The 17,172-nt window shown below is 40.1% G+C and carries 15 protein-coding genes; 9 read left to right on the plus strand and 6 right to left on the minus strand.

The window, feature by feature from the left end:
• Positions 1-60 precede the first annotated feature (60 nt).
• From ACFPYN_RS18460 to ACFPYN_RS18480, 5 genes are all read right to left on the minus strand, one after another.
• The gene (locus ACFPYN_RS18460) at positions 61-1,236 is read right to left on the minus strand and encodes an MFS transporter (RefSeq protein ID WP_377736321.1); all 1,176 of its coding nucleotides are present in this window, start codon (positions 1,234-1,236) and stop codon (positions 61-63) included.
• Positions 1,237-1,384: 148 nt separating this feature from the next.
• Entirely contained in the window at positions 1,385-3,796 is a 2,412-nt protein-coding gene (locus tag ACFPYN_RS18465) for a heavy metal translocating P-type ATPase (RefSeq protein ID WP_377736324.1), read from the minus strand.
• 74 nt (positions 3,797-3,870) lie between these two features.
• A complete protein-coding gene (gene copZ / locus ACFPYN_RS18470; protein ID WP_377736325.1) occupies positions 3,871-4,083 on the minus strand; it encodes a copper chaperone CopZ in 213 nt (70 codons plus the stop codon).
• A 15-nt stretch (positions 4,084-4,098) separates the two neighbouring features.
• Positions 4,099-4,437: a metal-sensitive transcriptional regulator gene (locus ACFPYN_RS18475; protein WP_377736328.1), complete on the minus strand. Its 339-nt coding sequence runs from the start codon at positions 4,435-4,437 to the stop codon at positions 4,099-4,101.
• 107 nt (positions 4,438-4,544) lie between these two features.
• A complete protein-coding gene (locus ACFPYN_RS18480) occupies positions 4,545-4,958 on the minus strand; it encodes a CBS domain-containing protein (RefSeq protein ID WP_377736330.1) in 414 nt (137 codons plus the stop codon).
• Positions 4,959-5,155: 197 nt separating this feature from the next.
• On the opposite strand from ACFPYN_RS18480, the gene ACFPYN_RS18485 reads away from it, so the two are divergent.
• The 9 genes from ACFPYN_RS18485 to ACFPYN_RS18525 all read left to right on the plus strand — a co-directional run bounded on the left by ACFPYN_RS18485 (position 5,156) and on the right by ACFPYN_RS18525 (position 14,462).
• On the plus strand, positions 5,156-5,293 hold the full coding sequence (locus tag ACFPYN_RS18485; protein WP_377736332.1) for an Lmo0850 family protein: 138 nt from the start codon (positions 5,156-5,158) through the stop codon (positions 5,291-5,293).
• Positions 5,294-5,618: 325 nt separating this feature from the next.
• Entirely contained in the window at positions 5,619-6,605 is a 987-nt protein-coding gene (locus ACFPYN_RS18490; protein WP_377736334.1) for a LacI family DNA-binding transcriptional regulator, read from the plus strand.
• Positions 6,606-6,626: 21 nt separating this feature from the next.
• On the plus strand, positions 6,627-7,922 hold the full coding sequence (locus ACFPYN_RS18495) for an ABC transporter substrate-binding protein (protein ID WP_377736336.1): 1,296 nt from the start codon (positions 6,627-6,629) through the stop codon (positions 7,920-7,922).
• A 133-nt stretch (positions 7,923-8,055) separates the two neighbouring features.
• Positions 8,056-9,333, plus strand: a complete 1,278-nt coding sequence (locus ACFPYN_RS18500; protein ID WP_377736409.1) for a carbohydrate ABC transporter permease — start codon at positions 8,056-8,058, stop codon at positions 9,331-9,333.
• 12 nt (positions 9,334-9,345) lie between these two features.
• The gene (locus ACFPYN_RS18505; protein WP_377736339.1) at positions 9,346-10,167 is read left to right on the plus strand and encodes a carbohydrate ABC transporter permease; all 822 of its coding nucleotides are present in this window, start codon (positions 9,346-9,348) and stop codon (positions 10,165-10,167) included.
• A 502-nt stretch (positions 10,168-10,669) separates the two neighbouring features.
• Positions 10,670-11,398, plus strand: coding sequence for a ThuA domain-containing protein (locus ACFPYN_RS18510; protein WP_377736342.1), 729 nt, complete (start codon positions 10,670-10,672; stop codon positions 11,396-11,398).
• 6 nt (positions 11,399-11,404) lie between these two features.
• Entirely contained in the window at positions 11,405-12,430 is a 1,026-nt protein-coding gene (locus ACFPYN_RS18515) for a Gfo/Idh/MocA family protein (protein WP_377736344.1), read from the plus strand.
• 9 nt (positions 12,431-12,439) lie between these two features.
• Entirely contained in the window at positions 12,440-13,480 is a 1,041-nt protein-coding gene (locus tag ACFPYN_RS18520) for a Gfo/Idh/MocA family protein (RefSeq protein ID WP_377736346.1), read from the plus strand.
• Between the two features lie 13 nt (positions 13,481-13,493).
• Complete coding sequence (locus tag ACFPYN_RS18525) at positions 13,494-14,462, plus strand: sugar phosphate isomerase/epimerase family protein (protein WP_377736348.1); 969 nt, start codon at positions 13,494-13,496, stop codon at positions 14,460-14,462.
• Positions 14,463-15,930: 1,468 nt separating this feature from the next.
• Here ACFPYN_RS18525 and ACFPYN_RS18530 read toward each other — a convergent pair.
• Positions 15,931-17,118: an FtsW/RodA/SpoVE family cell cycle protein gene (locus tag ACFPYN_RS18530; RefSeq protein WP_377736350.1), complete on the minus strand. Its 1,188-nt coding sequence runs from the start codon at positions 17,116-17,118 to the stop codon at positions 15,931-15,933.
• Positions 17,119-17,172: the final 54 nt, after the last annotated feature.

The raw sequence follows: 17,172 nt of genomic DNA on the forward strand, positions 1-17,172 counted from the left end.
AACTAAGCACGCAAATTTTACAACTAAATGATCAATAAGAAAAAAATCCAGCTCCTCAAACTATGAGGTAGCTGGATTTTCACTTTTTAATGATTTAGTAGACTTACGGAACAACACAATCAGAATGATAGAAGCAAGAGCAACAATAGACGACAGGACATAGACATTATCCGGCTGGACGGTAAAAATCCAAGTAAACAGCAGAGGTCCAAAAATCCGTCCCATATTGTCCATTGAATACGTCATGCCGGCTGCTGTGCCATACATTCCACCTGATTCTTTAGTCGTTAATGATACCAACACTGTTCGAGCAAGTGCATTACCGGCTGTAAATACGCTCAGTGCAAATCCTGCCCACAGTAAACTTCCTGTAAATAGCATTAACACCAAACCGATTGCAGTAACTACTTGTGCAGCCATAATCCATTTCGTTTCTTGACCATTCTTTACGCGTCGGACAACGCCGCCTTGGATAACTGCATCTACTAGTCCGCTTGCCATAAATAAGTAACCAAGCTGAAGGGGGGTAATAGAGATTTTGTTGATTTGGAACAATTGGAATGTCGCTTCTAAGCCAGCAAGTAAAAAAGTAACCATAAATGAAAACATGAACAAATAACGAATGCGGTATTTCCAAAGTTCAGATGCACCTTTTGGTAATATTGCACGCTTACGTGCTTCATTTCTCGCTTCGGGTTCTTTCAAAATAATGCTCGCATAGACCACTAACAAAAGCGTTAATATAGCTGAAGCAATAAACGGAAGTTGCAAAGTAATATTTCCGAGTATGCCACCAATTGCCGGACCGAAAATAAATCCGAGACCGATTGACATACCGAGCAATCCCATATACTTATTGCGTTCTTCTTCAGTTGTCATATCTGCAACAAATCCAGTTACAGCTGTATACAATGCACCAGAAAAAATACCACCTACTATTCTCGATACATATAGCATTGGTAGCACCTCAATAAAACCGGCAAAAATAATAAAGCTCATACTGAACCCTATTAAACCAATGAGAATTAATTTTTTTCTGCCTGTGCGATCAGATAATGCACCCCACAGTGGAGCGGTGAAGAAGGAAGCTAGTGCATAAATCGTCAATAGCCCACCAACGTGAACCTCACTATACCCCTGTTCTAAAATGACTTCTGGCAAAATAGGAATAATAATTCCGAAACCTAGATATACAAAGAATTGTACAGACATTAATAACAAAATGGCTTTCTTCATTCTTTAAGAACCTGCTTTCTTAACCAATACATATAGTTCATTTTACTCGGAATTAAGTATTCAAACAACAACAAGCATAAAAAAAGAAACACACTCTATAGGAAATGACCTTTAGAGCGTGTTCCAAGTATTCAGACAAGGTATTTTCTTATTTCACGCGCTGTAAACGAAGTGCATTTAGGACGACTGATACGGAACTAAACGCCATTGCAGCACCTGCCACCCATGGAGCTAACAGTCCTGCCGCTGCGATTGGGATTCCAATCGAATTGTAAGCTAAAGCCCAGAACAAGTTTTGTTTGATGTTTCGTACGGTCAAACGACTCATTTTAAGCGTATCAGGAATACGTAATAAATCGCCATGTATTAAGGTAACGTCAGCTGCTTCCATTGCTACTGCGGTTCCGGTACCCATAGCGATTCCTATATCGGCAACGACCAGAGCAGGGGCGTCATTTATACCGTCACCAACCATAGCAACTTTGCGACCTTCACTTTGAAGAGCAGTTATTACATCAGCTTTTTTGGTTGGCAATACGCCTGCTACGACGTTGTCAATACCAACTTGTCTTGCAATTGCTTTAGCTGTGGTCTCTTGGTCACCGGTTAACATAACAACGTGAATGCCCATTTGATGTAACTTAGCAATGGCTTCTTTCGATGTATCTTTTACTTGGTCGGCAATCGCAATAGTGGCCACGTGAACTTGATCTACTGCCATAAACATCACCGTTTTACCATCTTGTTCTAACGAAGCGCCACGATCTAATTCATTGTCTACCTTGATATTACGATCAAACAGAAGCTTGCGGGTACCCATGACAACTTCTTTTGACTCAACTATACTCGAAATGCCATGCCCAGGAATAGCTTCAAACGAAGAACTGTTTTGAAGCACAGGATTTATTTTTTTACCAAAAGAAATAATCGCATGTGCCACTGGATGCTCAGAATTGTTCTCTGCAGCAGCGGCTAGCTGAATCAATCTTTCACGGTCCTGTTCTTTGTGAACTATAAAATCGGTGACAGCTGGTTTTCCTTTTGTAATGGTTCCGGTTTTATCTAACACCACGGTATCGATTGACTTCGTAGTTTCCATTGATTCGGCTGTTTTAAATAAAATGCCGAGCTCTGCTGAACGTCCTGAACCCGCCATAATCGAGGTAGGTGTAGCGAGTCCAAGAGCACATGGACAGGCAATGACAAGAACAGCAATCGTGCTCTCTAAAGCGGCAGCAAAGTTTCCAATATCCACAATAAAGTACCAAACTAAAAATGTAATCAACGCAATACCTACCACTATAGGTACGAAAATTCCTGAAATACGATCAGCAAGTCTTTGTATCGGAGCTTTAGAGCCTTGCGCTTCTTCCACTACTCGAATAATGGAAGAAAGGACGGTTTCCTTGCCAATCTTTGTTGCAGTGATACGTAGCACGCCATTTACGTTAATCGTAGCTGCGTACACTTCCTGATCGGGCCCTTTTTCAATCGGTAGGCTTTCCCCTGTTAACATAGATTCGTCAACTGCAGATGAGCCCGAAAAAACGACACCATCAACAGGGATAGAAGAACCAGGTTTAATAACTAATATATCTCCTTTTTGGACCGATTCAGCTGCAATCTCAACAATCTGACCATCACGTTCAACTAGAGCAATCGCAGGTTGAAGGTTCATTAATTTTTTTATGGCATCTGAAGAGTGTCCTTTTGCACGCGCCTCAAATACTTTACCTAATAAAATCAAGGTGATTAGTACGGCACTCGTTTCAAAATACAATCCAAGCATATGACTTTCTTCGTGTTGCAAACTTTCCACAACTAAATAAACGCTGTAAAAATAGGCGGCTGATGTACCGAGTGCAACCAATACATCCATATTGGCACTTTTATTGCGAAGTGCATAATAGGCTCCTTTATAAAACATCCAGCCAATCCAAAATTGAACTGGTGTAGCAAGCGCCCATTGAACGTAGGGATTCATCAAAATCTCGGGTACATATAAGTTTGATGTAAAAGTGAAATGTCCAACCATCGCCCAAATAAGGGGAAGAGAAAGGATCGCTGAAATCCAAAACAAGCGAGTTTTCTTTTGGATATCAGCTTTTTTATAATCGATTGCTTCGGCTTTTGCATCATTTTTAAACGTTGCATCGTACCCTAAGTCTTGAATTTTTTTTACAATATCGTGTGGTGACGTATGATTCGGATTAAAAGAAACTTTACCAGTTTCAAGTGCTAAGTTGATGTTTGCTTGGTTTACACCAGTTAAACGATTTAACCCTTTTTCAATTCGAGTTGAGCAAGCGGCACAAGTCATGCCTTGGATCCTTAGATCGACTTCTTCATTAAGTACGTCATAACCGAGGGAACGTACCTTTTCTTCTAGTTGTTTTGAATCAATGGTTTTTTCATCATAGCGAACTTGAGCTTTTTCATTGGCATAGTTAACGGTAGCTGAAGTAACGCCTTCCATTTTCTGAAGCCCTTTTTCAATTCGATTTGCACAAGCAGCACATGTCATGCCAGTTATTGAATATTCCTGTTGAGTATCAGTCATACGGTTCACTCCTATCACATACCGTAATGGGGTATGTAAAATTTGAAAAAAAAACTGCGAAGTCGCAGTCCTCTTTATTCTCCGATTGTATATCCTTGATCTTCAATAGTACTTGTAATTTGTTCCATAACTACAACGTCTTTATTAAATTCTACATTAACAGTACCAGAATCTAATTGAACATCAACTTTATCTACTCCTGAAATTGCTGAAACACTTTTCTCTATTGCAGAGACACAATGTCCACAAGTCATACCTTCAACTTTTAACGTTACGCGATCTACCATACTATTTCCTCCTCATTATTTACGCATTAATTTTTGAACAGTGGTTAATAATTCGTCTAATACTTCAGTTTCACCTGCTGCTAAACGGTCTTTTACACAGCCTTTTAAATGTCCGTCGAGAAGAACTTTTGCCACACTGTTTAAAGCTGACTGAGTTGCTGATATTTGGGTAATAATATCATCACAATACACGTCTTTGTCTACCATGCCTTTAATGCCGCGAATCTGTCCTTCAATTCGATTTAACCGAGTAGTTAAATCTTTTTTTACGGAATCTGGATGATGACTTTTTCGACAAGTCGTGGTGTTCAGAGAATCTTCATCGGGTGAAACATTTGATGCAATTGTGGTCATGGATTAGCACCTCCAGATTTTCTTTAGTATAAAGTACCTTGAGGGGGTATGTAAAGTGAAGACAATTAGAAAACCCCAAACTTTGTAAAAAAAGTTTGGGGGATTCATTAAAGATGTCTTGGTTCTGAAATTTCATGTAGAGCTTGTGAAGCTTCATGAGCCGTTTCACTTGGAATGGATAAATCTGCGAGTGCCACAAAGCCGACAAGAGCTTCATTTTTAATTACCGGCAAACGACGGATGCGATGCTGAGCCATAATTTCCGCTGCTTCTTGGGATGTCGACTCAGGTCCAACAGAAATGACTTCCTCTGACATCACGTCTTTTACGAAGCGTTGCCCATCTTTGGCAACAGATCTCGTTACGATGTCACGATCTGTAATCATACCAATTACACGAGGACCTTCTACAACTGGCATACACCCAATATCCAAAGCTCTCATGCTCTGAGCAATTTCCGATACCAAATCGGTGGGGGTACATGTCACGATATCACGTGACATAATGTCTTTAATTTTCATACAAACTCCTCCTTTAATATTGTTTAGTATGATTTACAAAGGTTTAAAATATGTAACAAAATTGAAAGAATTAAAAGTGGATAAACGTGGTATAGTATGTATATAAAATAAAAAGTCAAATTTTTTAAACGATTTACTTGAAACTTTTAGTGAATAAGTGCGTTCCTATAACTAGAGGAAAGATAGAGGTGGATTGTATGACCAAAGAAGTTGATTTGAGAAAGATCGTTTCGAATTTGTCGAAGTTGGGTGTGACAGTTACGCTGACTAAATCTCGTCTCGAAATGTTAAAAGCATTAGCATCACCTACTCAAACTCCACAATCACAAGGCTGACTCGACAACATAGATCATACATCCGAAACACCTACTATAGAGTAGGTGTTTTTTTGTGGGAATTTTTTGATACGGAACCATCAATATTCGTGAAATAGGTGCACTATCAAGCCATTCAGGTCAATTGTATGTAAGAAAAGAAACTCCCTAGCTACTAAAGTTGCTGAAGCATTCGAGAGAATTAGCCCATTCGCCTTAAAACTAAATAAATATTTAGAATTTTCAATTCTATCGTTGTAATTGTCAAACTTTTGTAATATGCTCTATTTATGAAAACGATTTCATACATATCTATTTGGAGGTGTTCCTATAGGAGGGTGAGCGCATGTATACCATTAAAGATGTTGCCTTGAAGGCCGGATTGTCTCAGGCTACTGTATCAAGAGTGATTAACAACCATCCCTATGTCAGTGAGGATAAGAAGATTGCCGTAAAAAACGCGATGGAAGAACTTGGATTTGTGCCTAATTCATCTGCTCAGCAAATGAGAAATGTAAAAACAAAGAAAATCGCTGTTCTTGTTTCACGGATTGCCAATCCTTTCTTTAGCCATTTGGTCGATGCAATGGAAAAAAGGGCTGCCACTTACGGATTTCAGTTAATTCTTTGCAACACCAGAATTGATAAGGCAAAGGAACTTGAGTTTTTTAAGCTTCTCACATCTAAACAAGTAGATGGAATTATTATGGCGTCAGTCGAAAATCATTGGTCAGAGATTGAGCCATTCACAAAATATGGTCCAATTATTTACTGCAATGAATATGATCCCGATGCTACAGTCACCAGAGTCAGACTAGACCAAGTTGAAGGCGGTTACATGGGTACCAAGCACTTACTCGAAAAAGGGCATCTTAAAATTGCCTATTGTCAGGGGAACGACAGTAGTGTTTCTGTTAATCGTCGAAAAGGTTACTTGAAAGCGATTGCAGAAGCGGGGATTGAACCAGTAAAGGAATGGATGTTTCGAGATGTTTTTACCATTGAAGATGGACGAAACATCTTTCGAAAGATTCAAGCGTTGTCTAATCCTCCCACTGCTGTATTTAGTGGAAGTGACGAAGTGGCTGCAGGAATCATCCATGAAGCCAAAAAGAACTCATGGCATGTGCCAAAGGATCTCGCGGTTGTAGGGTTTGATGACCAGCCCATAGCAGAACTACTCGATCCACAAATTACTACAATTAATCAGTTTACAACAGACATTGGTTATCAAACGATGGATGTGATGATAGAAATCATTAACAAAACACGAATAAATGATGCGCAAGACATTATATTACCGATTGAATTAATCGAAAGACAATCAACATAAAACGTTAAGGGGGATTTATTCATGAAACTTTGGAACAAAAAAATGGCAGGTGCAACAATCCTTACGATGAGTATGCTTTTAGGTGCATGTAATGGCGCTGATGACGAAGCAACGGATACAAAAGACGGTGATACATCTGATAAAGAAGTTGAAATTGTTTATGCAAGTGGTGTAGATGTCACTGGCGCAACTAAAAAGTTAATTGCAGCATTTGAAAAAGAAAATCCGAACATAACCGTTAAACAACAAGAAATGCCAGCAGACACTGGCGCATCTCACGATCAATACGTAACCACTTTCAGTAGTAAAAGTGCTGAAATAGATGTGTTTGATGCGGATGTTATCTGGCCGGCTGAATTTGCACAAGCTCAATACGCGCTTGAACTAGATCGTTTTATTGAAGCAGACGGAATCAATATGGATGAATACTTCCCTGGTACGGTTCAATCTGGCAACTTCAATGGTCGCCAATATGCAATGCCGAAATACACAGATGCGGGACTTCTTTTCTATAGAAAAGACATCGTGGAAACACCACCTAAAACATGGGATGAACTTTTTGAAATGGCAAGCGATCTGAAAGGCAAAGAAGGAACTGAATTTGGTTACCTGATGCAAGCCAATCAATATGAAGGAATGATTACTAACGCAGTTGAATTTATCGCATCATACGGCGGAGAAGTTGTAGATGAAAACAATGAAGTTGTTGTAAATAGCCCAGAAACAATTGCGGGTATTACAAAAATGGTTGAATTCGTTAATTCGGATTTCGTACCTAGTAATATCTTAAGCTTCCAAGAAACTGAAACAAACAATGCATGGGTTGGCGGTCAGGCAGTTTTCGCTCGTAACTGGCCATACATGCAGTCAACTTCTGAAGACAAAGAAGCTTCTAAAGTTGCAGGAAATGTTGGATTCGCAGTCCTTCCTTCTGGGGACGACACGAATGCTGCCACGCTTGGTGGTTGGATGAGCATGATTAACCGTTACAGTGAAAACCAAGAAGCTGCTTGGGAATTCGTAAAATTCATGTCTGGTCCTGAAGGTCAAAAAATCAGTGCTGTTGAAGGCGGACGTGCACCAACGATTGAATCACTTTATGATGATGAAGAAGTAAAAGAAGCAGCGGTACTATTTTCAAATGAAGAGTTCGTAGCAACACTTCAAAACGCTGTACCAAGACCAGTATCACCAATCTATCCAGTAATCTCTGACATCATGCAAGTTGAGTTATCTAAAGCACTTGCAAAAGACATTACTCCTGAAGAAGCTGCGAAAAACATGCAAGAAAAAATTGTTGCAGCAATGGCAGAGTAAATAACGAAATGTAGAGCTAAGACTTGAGTTCGAATAAAAAGGGGAGGTGGAACGATCGCCTTCCCTTCTATTAATTAATAAGAGGGTGATACAGTTGAAGTTTGAGTTAAGTGAAAAACAACTTGGTTATTTGATGGTCGCACCTGCTCTACTACTCGTTATCATGATTACATTATGGCCGGTTGCCCAATCTTTTTATAACAGTTTGTTCGACTATCGTTTAAATGATCCTTCTCGCTCAGAAAGGTTTGTACAATCCAACGTCGATTTGGAGCGCTATGCAAACGATTTCTTTTACTTATCTCGAGATCTTGAAGGTTTAGCTGGTCAAGCACCAAATGAAGAAGCTGCAGCAGTAGCTGAAAGAATTAGTCAAGATATTGAAGGTTATCATAAAGACCTTTTAGCGACAGACGGACTAAGCAACCAATATGAAGAAGTTGAAGGTCTCCTGGCTTCCTTTACGGCCATTTCAGACGGAGAATTAAAATATGCAACTATCGATAAAGATTTTGCAAAAGACTATAAAGAATTCTTGACGACTGCAGAAGAAGAACTAACAACACTGTCTCAAGATTCTGAAGATGAAGCGTTTAAAACGGCATCAGCAAATGTTGCTGGATCCATTAACTCGTCTAACCGCGCGATTATTGAATCAAACTTTATTGGCTTTAGTAACTATTCACGTTATTTACAAAGTGAACGTATGTGGAAAGCTCTTGGCAACACTTTCGTCTTCACACTAGCATCTGTCGGGGTTGAACTTGTCCTTGGATTACTGATTGCCTTGCTCATTAACCGTTTATTTATAGGACGGGGACTTGTGCGTGCATCCGTACTTATTCCATGGGCGATTCCAACAGCTGTTGCTGCCATGATGTGGGCCTTCTTGTACGATGGTCAAACAGGAATTGTCGCGCACTACTTTGAAAAGTTTGGCCTAATTCGAGACGCATCTGTTCTATTATCAACGGGTACAGGTGGTATGTTCTCTGTCATTTTTGCAGATGTTTGGAAAACAACACCGTACATGGCTCTTCTGTTACTTGCTGGACTTCAAACAATTTCAGGTTCTTTGTATGAAGCAGCTGAAGTCGATGGGGCAAATAAGTGGCAACAGTTCTGGAAAATCACATTACCAATGTTAAAGTCAGCTATTTTAGTAGCTTTATTATTCCGTACATTAGATGCATTCCGAGTGTTTGATCTAATCTTCGTCCTTACAGGCGGTGGACCAGCTAACTCGACGGAATCCATTTCGATTTATGCGTATATTACATTATTCTCGCAACAAAACTTTGGCGCAGGTTCAGTTCTTTCTGTCATCGTATTTGCTTGTGTAGCCATTATCTCAACACTATTTATTAAATTCATCGGGTCAGATCTTTTTGCTGGACGATCGAGTCGATAAGGGGGAATCAAGATGAATAAACGTCCAGGTATTTGGTTTTACATATTTCTAGTCGTGTTTGTATTTTTCGTGATGTTCCCTTTCATCTGGGTCTTCCTCACATCGATCAAACCACCAGGTGAAATTTTTAATAATTTTAATTGGTTTACATCAAATCCTTCGTTAGAATCATATGTAAATGCATTAACAAATCGTCCTTTAGTCCGTTATATGATGAATAGTTTTATCATATCTAGCTTAACTACGATTATCGCGATTGCTTTCGCTTCCATTGCAGCCTATGCACTGACTCGACTGCCAATTAAATTCAAGGGGCTCATTTTAGGGGTGATTTTAGCGGCATCCATGTTCCCGCAAATCGCGATTATTTCGCCAATCTATAATTTTATTACAGCAGTTGGTCTTCGTAATAGTTATATGGGTCTGGTGATTCCTTACATAACCATCAGTTTGCCACTTGCTATCTGGATTCTAGCTACTTTCTTCCAAAAGATACCTTGGGAACTTGAAGAATCAGCTAAGCTTGATGGAGCTACACCTTTTCAAACATTCCGTAAAGTTATATTCCCACTGGCAGCTCCTGGTGTATTTACGACAGGTATTCTGGTCTTTATTGCCGCGTGGAATGAATATTTATTTGCCTTAACAATCAACACAGAAGATGCATGGCGCACGGTGCCAGTAGGAATTTCGTTCTATCAAAGTCAATTTACAATTCCTTGGGGAGATATATCTGCTGCAACTGTCATTGTAACCATCCCTATTGTTATACTTGTATTGATTTTCCAAAGAAGAATAGTCGCTGGACTAACATCTGGCTCAGTTAAAGAATAAAGCTATGTTAACTTTTGGTGTTGATATTTCGCAAAACAGCTCGCTTTCCTCAGGGGAGCTCCAAGACTGCTCGTCGCTACGTAAACCGGTGCTCTCATGTCTCTGTTTCTGTTTCTGTATCGCTATGCTAGCTTTGAAACATGAAAGTGCGTTGCATCGCTACGGTAACCTTCGTCGAAAATAAGTTATGTAATAATAATTTTGCTCAACTTGTTTTCTGCTCGATCTCGACTGTCTATTCTATCTAACGGCAAATGTCTTACTCCAAATCACTTCGAAGCCTAGCGATTGTTGCAGTTCGTTTTGGTGATTGTAGTGAAAGGCGGCGACTCCACCGGGATAAGCACGTCCAGGTGAGACCCCACAGTGAGCGTAGCGAGCGAGGAGGCTCACGGACTGCCCGCGGAAAGCGTCCGCCTGTTTCTGCATCGCTACGCTAGCTTCGAAACATAAAGGGCGTTGTAACGGAAATCAACACTATTACTTTAAAGGAGTGTCATAAATGAAAGTTACAGTATGGAATGAATATCGTCATGAACAACAACACGAAGAAGTTCGAAAAATTTATCCGGATGGAATACATCAAGTTTTAGCATCTGCACTAGGTGAGCAAGGGTTCGATGTAAAAACAGCAACATTAGACGAGCCACAACATGGCTTAACAGATGAAGTATTAAACAATACAGACGTCCTGCTGTGGTGGGGACATCTTGCACATGATGAAGTAAGTGATGAAATTGTTGAGAAAGTTCAGAAACGCGTATGGGAAGGTATGGGGCTTATTGTCCTTCACTCTGCTCATTTCTCTAAAATTTTCAAAAAACTTATGGGTACTGGCTGCGATTTAAAATGGCGTGAAGCAAATGAGAAAGAACGTCTATGGGTTGTCGATCCAAGTCATCCAATCGCTGAAGGAATTGGCGAATACATTGAACTTGAAGAAGAGGAAATGTACGGTGAACACTTTGATATCCCTGCACCTGATGAGTTGGTATTCTTAAGCTGGTTCCAAGGTGGGGAAGTGTTCCGAAGCGGAGCAACTTTCAAACGTGGTAACGGCAAGATTTTCTACTTCCGTCCAGGACATGAAACGCACCCAACATATTACAACAAACAAATTCAAAAAGTTATTGGTAATGCTGTGAAATGGGCAGCACCAGTAACACGAGACTACCCAGTCTATGGAAATGCAAAGCCACTAGAAAAGCTTGAAGGCTACAAGGAGGAATAGTACATTATGGCAAAATTAAAAGTGGGTGTCATCGGCACAGGAAGCATTGCAAAATATCGACATTTAGTAGAATATGCGGGACATCATGAAGTTGAAATTATTGCGGTATGTGATATAAATCAAGCTCGAGCAGAAGAAGTTGGCAAGAGTTTTGGTGTGACAAAAACGTTTACCGATTACAATGAGCTATTAAAAGAAGATCTTGATGCAGTAAGTGTTTGTACACCAAATTATTTACACGCGCCAATTTCCATTGCTGCCCTACAAGCAGGCAAGCATGTTCTGTGTGAAAAACCTATGGCAACGAGCGAAGAAGAAGCAAATCAAATGATTGAAGCTGCCCAAAAAAGCGGTAAAACATTGATGATTGGCCATAACCAACGCTTTGTAAAATCTCATCAACTAGCAAAAGAATGGATCGATTCAGGTAAACTTGGCAAAGTATACAGCTTCAGAACTGCCTTTGGACATCCAGGACCTGAAACATGGAGTGCAGAAGGAAAAGACAGCTGGTTCTTTAAAAAAGATGAAGCATTTATTGGAGCAATGGGTGACCTTGGCGTTCACAAAACCGATTTGATTCGCTATATTTTAGGTGAAGAAATCGTGGAAGTAGCGGCAATGGTTGAAACCAGCGCGAAGAAAGACGCAGACGTAGATGACAATGCCGTACTTATTTTAAAAACACAGAGCGGCATCATTGGTACACTTGCAGCAAGCTGGTCTTATAACGGAACAGAAGATAATTCGACGGTTATTTACGCTGAAAATGGTGTTTTACGTTTAGAAGATGACAATGAGTTTTCTGTGGTGTTCCATAAAAAAGACCACACGAAAGAAGAACTTAACCTTGGACAAATTCAATCCAATGATGAAGGCGGTCAAGACACTTCTGGCGTTATCGACCATTTTGTCGAATCGATCTTGACGGGTAAAGCACCACTTATTACAGGCGAAGAAGGTAAAAAGTCATTGCTTGTTATTTTAGGCGCAATAAAATCAAATGAAACGAAACAAATTGTGAAGATATAGGTGATTAAAATGGGGAAATTGAGAGTTGGGTTTATAGGTGTAGGAGGAATTGCAGTTTCAAGGCATATTCCCTCCTTTTTGACATTAACCGATCAAGTTGAACTAACAGCTGTATGTGATGTGAATCTGGATCGAGCAGCCTCGGTTGCATCTGAATTCTCGATACCTTTTTACACGTCACAATACGATGAACTTTTTGAACATGTAGATGCGGTAACCATTTGCACGCCAAATAAATTCCATGCTGAGATTGCGATTGCGGCCTTCAATGCGGGCAAACACGTTTTATGTGAAAAGCCTATGGCTATGACCACACAAGAATGTGAGTCAATGATCGATGCTTCGGAAGCTGCAGGAAAAGTGTTGATGATTGCGTATCATTATCGTCACATGAAAGAAGCCCGTGCAGCAAAAAGATTTATTGATGCAGGCGAAATTGGTCGTCCTCTTGTTTCTCGTGCACAAGCGATTCGACGACGAAAAGTACCAGGTTGGGGCGTTTTTACCAACAAAGATCTTCAAGGTGGCGGAAGTTTAATTGACTTTGGCTGTCACTTCCTAGATTTAGCACTACATTTGATGGATTTCCCGGAAATTGCAGAAGTATCAGGTGCTACTTACAACGAATTAAGCAGACAACCAGAGGTAGTTAATCAATGGGGTGTATTTGAACCTTCCACTTTTGAAGTAGATGACCATGCGACAGCTTATATTAAATTCAAAGATGGCGCTACGCTATTATTTGAAACCTCGTGGGCGGCTAATTTGGCGGATGACAAAGAATCAGTAAGTATATCCGGTACAAACGGTGGACTTGATGTGTTCCCGTTAGTGTTGTACCAATCGAAGTACGGCATGCTGTTAGATCAGAAAGCATATTGGATTTCAGACGACAATGATCCTGGGATTCCACAAGCGTTGAATTTCGTTGAAAGTTGCAGAGGAACGCAAACACCTCTTGTTAAGCCACAAGAAGCGCTTACTGTTTCCCGAGTAATCGAAGCCATTTATAAGAGCAGCGAAACAGGTAAAGCCATTTCGTTCACGTAAGGAGGAATTGGAAATGAAATTAGGCGTATTTACAGTGTTATTTGCCCAAAAACCATTTGAAGAAATGCTTGATTATGTAAAAGCATCAGGATTAGATGCAGTTGAGATTGGAACTGGTGGCTACCCTGGTACTGACCATTGTCCAATTGATGAACTGTTGGAGGATGAAGAAAAACGTAATCAATATTTGGATGCAGTAGTTTCCCGAGGATTAACGATCAGTGCATTTAGCTGTCACGGGAACCCTGTTTCTCCAGATGCAGCATTAGCTAAAGATAGCGATGAAGCATTGCGAAAAAGCATTAAATTGGCTCAATTAATGGGTGTGCCGGTTGTTAACACGTTCTCTGGAACTCCAGGTGCAGACGAAGATGCAAAACATCCAAACTGGCCTGTTGCCCCATGGCCAAATGAATACGGTGATATTCTAACTTGGCAATGGGAGAAAAAACTGATTCCTTATTGGAAAGAAATTGCAGAAATCGCGAAACAAGCAAATGTTAAAATCGGCCTTGAATTGCACGGAGGCTTTTCGGTTCATACACCATATACGATGTTAAAGCTTCGTGAAGCGACGAACGAATACATCGGCGCAAATCTTGATCCAAGTCACTTGTGGTGGCAAGGAATTGACCCTGTTGGCGCAATTAAAATTCTTGGAAAAGAAAATGCAATCCATCATTTCCACGCCAAAGATACGTATATCGACCAAGACAATGTCAATATGTATGGTCTGACAGACATGCAACCTTACAACAATATTCGTACGCGTGCATGGAGCTTTCGTTCAGTTGGTTGTGGACATTCAGTTCAAGAATGGTCAGACATCATTAGTGCCCTTCGCACTTATGGCTATGACTATGTTGTCAGTATTGAACACGAAGACCCAATCATGAGCATTGAAGAAGGCTTCCAACGTGCAGTGTCTAACTTGAAAACAGTTGTCATTAAAGACCAACCTGCTGATATGTGGTGGTTGTAACTAGGCTTAAACAGAATGAATGAGCTAATGTGAAAACTTGATTACATTCACTGACACGAAAAGGTTTTCAGGTAGCTTTAGACTTCTATTTGCTCCACCGATATCTACAAAATAATAAGGAATGGAGCTGTCCTAAAAGTCATGAAATATGACTAAGGGCAGTTCCCTTTTTATATTTAGTAGAGGTTGATTTCCGTTCCAGGCGGACGCTTTCCGCGGGCATGGCCTCAGTCTCCTCGACGAGCAAGCTCGCCTGCGGGGTCTTCAGCTCATGCTATTCCCGCAGGAGTCGCCGCCTTTCACTCCAATCACCCATAAATTCATCATGTGTTAGACAGACGATTATAACTGGTTACTATTGTTCGAATTTCGGTGTAGATAAAAGACTTATTTTTCTCCACTTATTACTAATGAACTATCACTCTCTTCAACAAATCAATTAGCAGGAAATATAATTTCGGCTACTACCGTATTTTTTGGGGAGACTGTTTTTCAATAACACTCCCCCAAGTATTGAGTACTGACGAAAGCTGATTTTCTAAAAAAAGTGTAGTCAAAAATAAAATAAGCTGAAAGAGGCCGAAATATCATCTTCGGCCGAATATCTACTTGGAGTAATCAACGTTTCACTAGTAAACCTAAATAATAAAAATGTGAGCTAACAGGTTGTAAGGGAGCGAAGGAAGTATCCTCGCAGCAAAATTATCTAAAAAAAGAGAGTAGGGCGAGTGACGAAGTCACAAGCCCGACTCTTTATTCTCTAGATTATAATGCAGCGGCAGATCCATCCGAAGCGCACTGAAAACCTTCTTGCTACAGTAGAGAAGTTGTAAAACGGTCTTATAATTTTAGCCGAGTGGTCTGAAATAAAATAAGCTGAAAGAGGCCGAAATATCATCTTCGGCCGAATATCTACTTAAAGTAATCAACGTTTCACTAGTAAACCTAAATAATAAAAATGTGAGCTAACAGGTTGTAAGGGAGCGAAGGAAGTATCCTCGCAGCAAAATTATCTAAAAAAAGAGAGTCGGGCGAGTGACGAAGTCACAAGCCCGACTCTTTATTCTCTAGATTATAATGCAGCGGCAGATCCATCCGAAGCGCACTGAAAACCTTCTTGCTCCAGAAGAGAAGTTGTAAAACGGTCTTATAATTTTAGCCGAGTGGTCTGAAATAAAATAAGCTGAAAGAGGCCGAAATATCATCTTCGGCCGAATATCTACCTAAAGTAATCAACGTTTCACTAGTAAACCTAAACAATAAAAATCTGAGCAAACAGGTTGTAAGGGAGCGAAGGAAGTATCCTCGCAGCAAAATTATCTAAAAAAAGAGGGTAGGGCGAGTGACGAAGTCACAAGCCCGACTCTTTATTCTCTAGAATATAGTGCAGCAGCAGATACGTCCGAAGCGCACTGAAAACCTTCTTGCTTAAGAGTATAAGGTTTTGTTGGTTACTTCATATCTATTTTTATTCATCTTCAGAAGAACCAAACATATACGTACGATGGTGGAACTTCATACTAAAGACCAATCCGAGGGCAAGCATATTACCCATCAACGAACTACCACCGTAACTAATGAAAGGAAGCGGGATACCTGTAATCGGTAACAACTGAATAGTCATGCCGATATTTTGGAATACATGGAACGTAATCATGGCAATGATACCAGCACATACATATGTACTAAAAGGATCTTTTAACTGCAACGTGATTTTTGTTAAATGGTAAATTAATAAGAAAAACAAACTAACCACAATACTGGCTCCGATAAAACCATATTCTTCTCCGATAACAGTGAAGATAAAGTCAGTATGATTTTCAGGAACATACACTTCACGACCTTGATAGCCCTTACCGGTAATTTCCCCAGAGCCAATGGCTGTCATGGCATTAATTAAATTATACCCTTCAGATGTAGAGTAAGAATAAGGGTCTAGCCAAGAATAGACACGACCAAATTGATACGGTTTAAAACCGAATTTATCCGATAAGAAGTCTTGCATATAGACTGCCATCCAAAGTAAGGCGCCGCCTAATACGGCAGTTCCTGCGAAAATAGGTAGTATCAGTTTCCAAGTGACACCCCCTACAATAACCATGGCTGCGGTGATCGCAAGAAACACAAGGGATGTTCCTAAATCTGGTTGCTGCATAATAAATAGTAAAGGAACTATTGCAGTTAACACAATTTTGCCGAGAAGGAACAAATCTGTTTTTAACGTTTTCAAGACGAATGTTTCGTGATGTTTACTAATCATACGTGCCATCGTTAAGATAAAGAAAGTTTTCATGAACTCAGAAGGTTGAATGCTCCCAATACCAGGTAAATGGAACCAACTCTTCGCACCACCACGTTCTTCAGCGATTTGCCCGTCTCCGCCAGGTGCTAAAACAAGTGCGATTAACACGAGAATGCCAATTCCGTAAAGAATCCAAGACATCTTTTTATATTGTTCTGGTTCGAAAAACATAGTAAAACCAATAATTGCTGCTCCTACAATGTACCAGAAGGCTTGGCGAGGGATAAAGTTGATTGGATATTGTCCTGAAGTTTGTGCAGATGAGATCGCAAACAAACTAACGATAAAAAGAAGTAATACAATAAAAGCTAGCGTCCAGTCGAAGCGGTCCGCAAAACCTTTGTTATTTTCCATAGTTGTCACCTAAATTTCTATTTTGAAGTTATAACCTATTAATTATACCGTAAA

It is taken from the genome of Paenisporosarcina macmurdoensis (assembly GCF_042658845.1).
In the GTDB taxonomy this organism is placed as follows: Bacteria; Bacillota; Bacilli; order Bacillales_A; family Planococcaceae; genus Paenisporosarcina; species Paenisporosarcina macmurdoensis.

Bases quoted from the DNA above. Each gene is read 5' to 3' on its own strand.
- copZ (WP_377736325.1), bottom strand. From the start codon at position 4,083: ATGGTAGATCGCGTAACGTTAAAAGTTGAAGGTATGACTTGTGGACAT.
- ACFPYN_RS18465 (WP_377736324.1), bottom strand. From the start codon at position 3,796: ATGACTGATACTCAACAGGAATATTCAATAACTGGCATGACATGTGCT.
- ACFPYN_RS18495 (WP_377736336.1), top strand. From the start codon at position 6,627: ATGAAACTTTGGAACAAAAAAATGGCAGGTGCAACAATCCTTACGATG.
- ACFPYN_RS18490 (WP_377736334.1), top strand. From the start codon at position 5,619: ATGTATACCATTAAAGATGTTGCCTTGAAGGCCGGATTGTCTCAGGCT.
- ACFPYN_RS18500 (WP_377736409.1), top strand. From the start codon at position 8,056: ATGGTCGCACCTGCTCTACTACTCGTTATCATGATTACATTATGGCCG.
- ACFPYN_RS18485 (WP_377736332.1), top strand. From the start codon at position 5,156: ATGACCAAAGAAGTTGATTTGAGAAAGATCGTTTCGAATTTGTCGAAG.
- ACFPYN_RS18520 (WP_377736346.1), top strand. From the start codon at position 12,440: ATGGGGAAATTGAGAGTTGGGTTTATAGGTGTAGGAGGAATTGCAGTT.
- ACFPYN_RS18505 (WP_377736339.1), top strand. From the start codon at position 9,346: ATGAATAAACGTCCAGGTATTTGGTTTTACATATTTCTAGTCGTGTTT.
- ACFPYN_RS18510 (WP_377736342.1), top strand. From the start codon at position 10,670: ATGAAAGTTACAGTATGGAATGAATATCGTCATGAACAACAACACGAA.
- ACFPYN_RS18530 (WP_377736350.1), bottom strand. From the start codon at position 17,118: ATGGAAAATAACAAAGGTTTTGCGGACCGCTTCGACTGGACGCTAGCT.
- ACFPYN_RS18475 (WP_377736328.1), bottom strand. From the start codon at position 4,437: ATGACCACAATTGCATCAAATGTTTCACCCGATGAAGATTCTCTGAAC.
- ACFPYN_RS18515 (WP_377736344.1), top strand. From the start codon at position 11,405: ATGGCAAAATTAAAAGTGGGTGTCATCGGCACAGGAAGCATTGCAAAA.
- ACFPYN_RS18480 (WP_377736330.1), bottom strand. From the start codon at position 4,958: ATGAAAATTAAAGACATTATGTCACGTGATATCGTGACATGTACCCCC.
- ACFPYN_RS18460 (WP_377736321.1), bottom strand. From the start codon at position 1,236: ATGAAGAAAGCCATTTTGTTATTAATGTCTGTACAATTCTTTGTATAT.
- ACFPYN_RS18525 (WP_377736348.1), top strand. From the start codon at position 13,494: ATGAAATTAGGCGTATTTACAGTGTTATTTGCCCAAAAACCATTTGAA.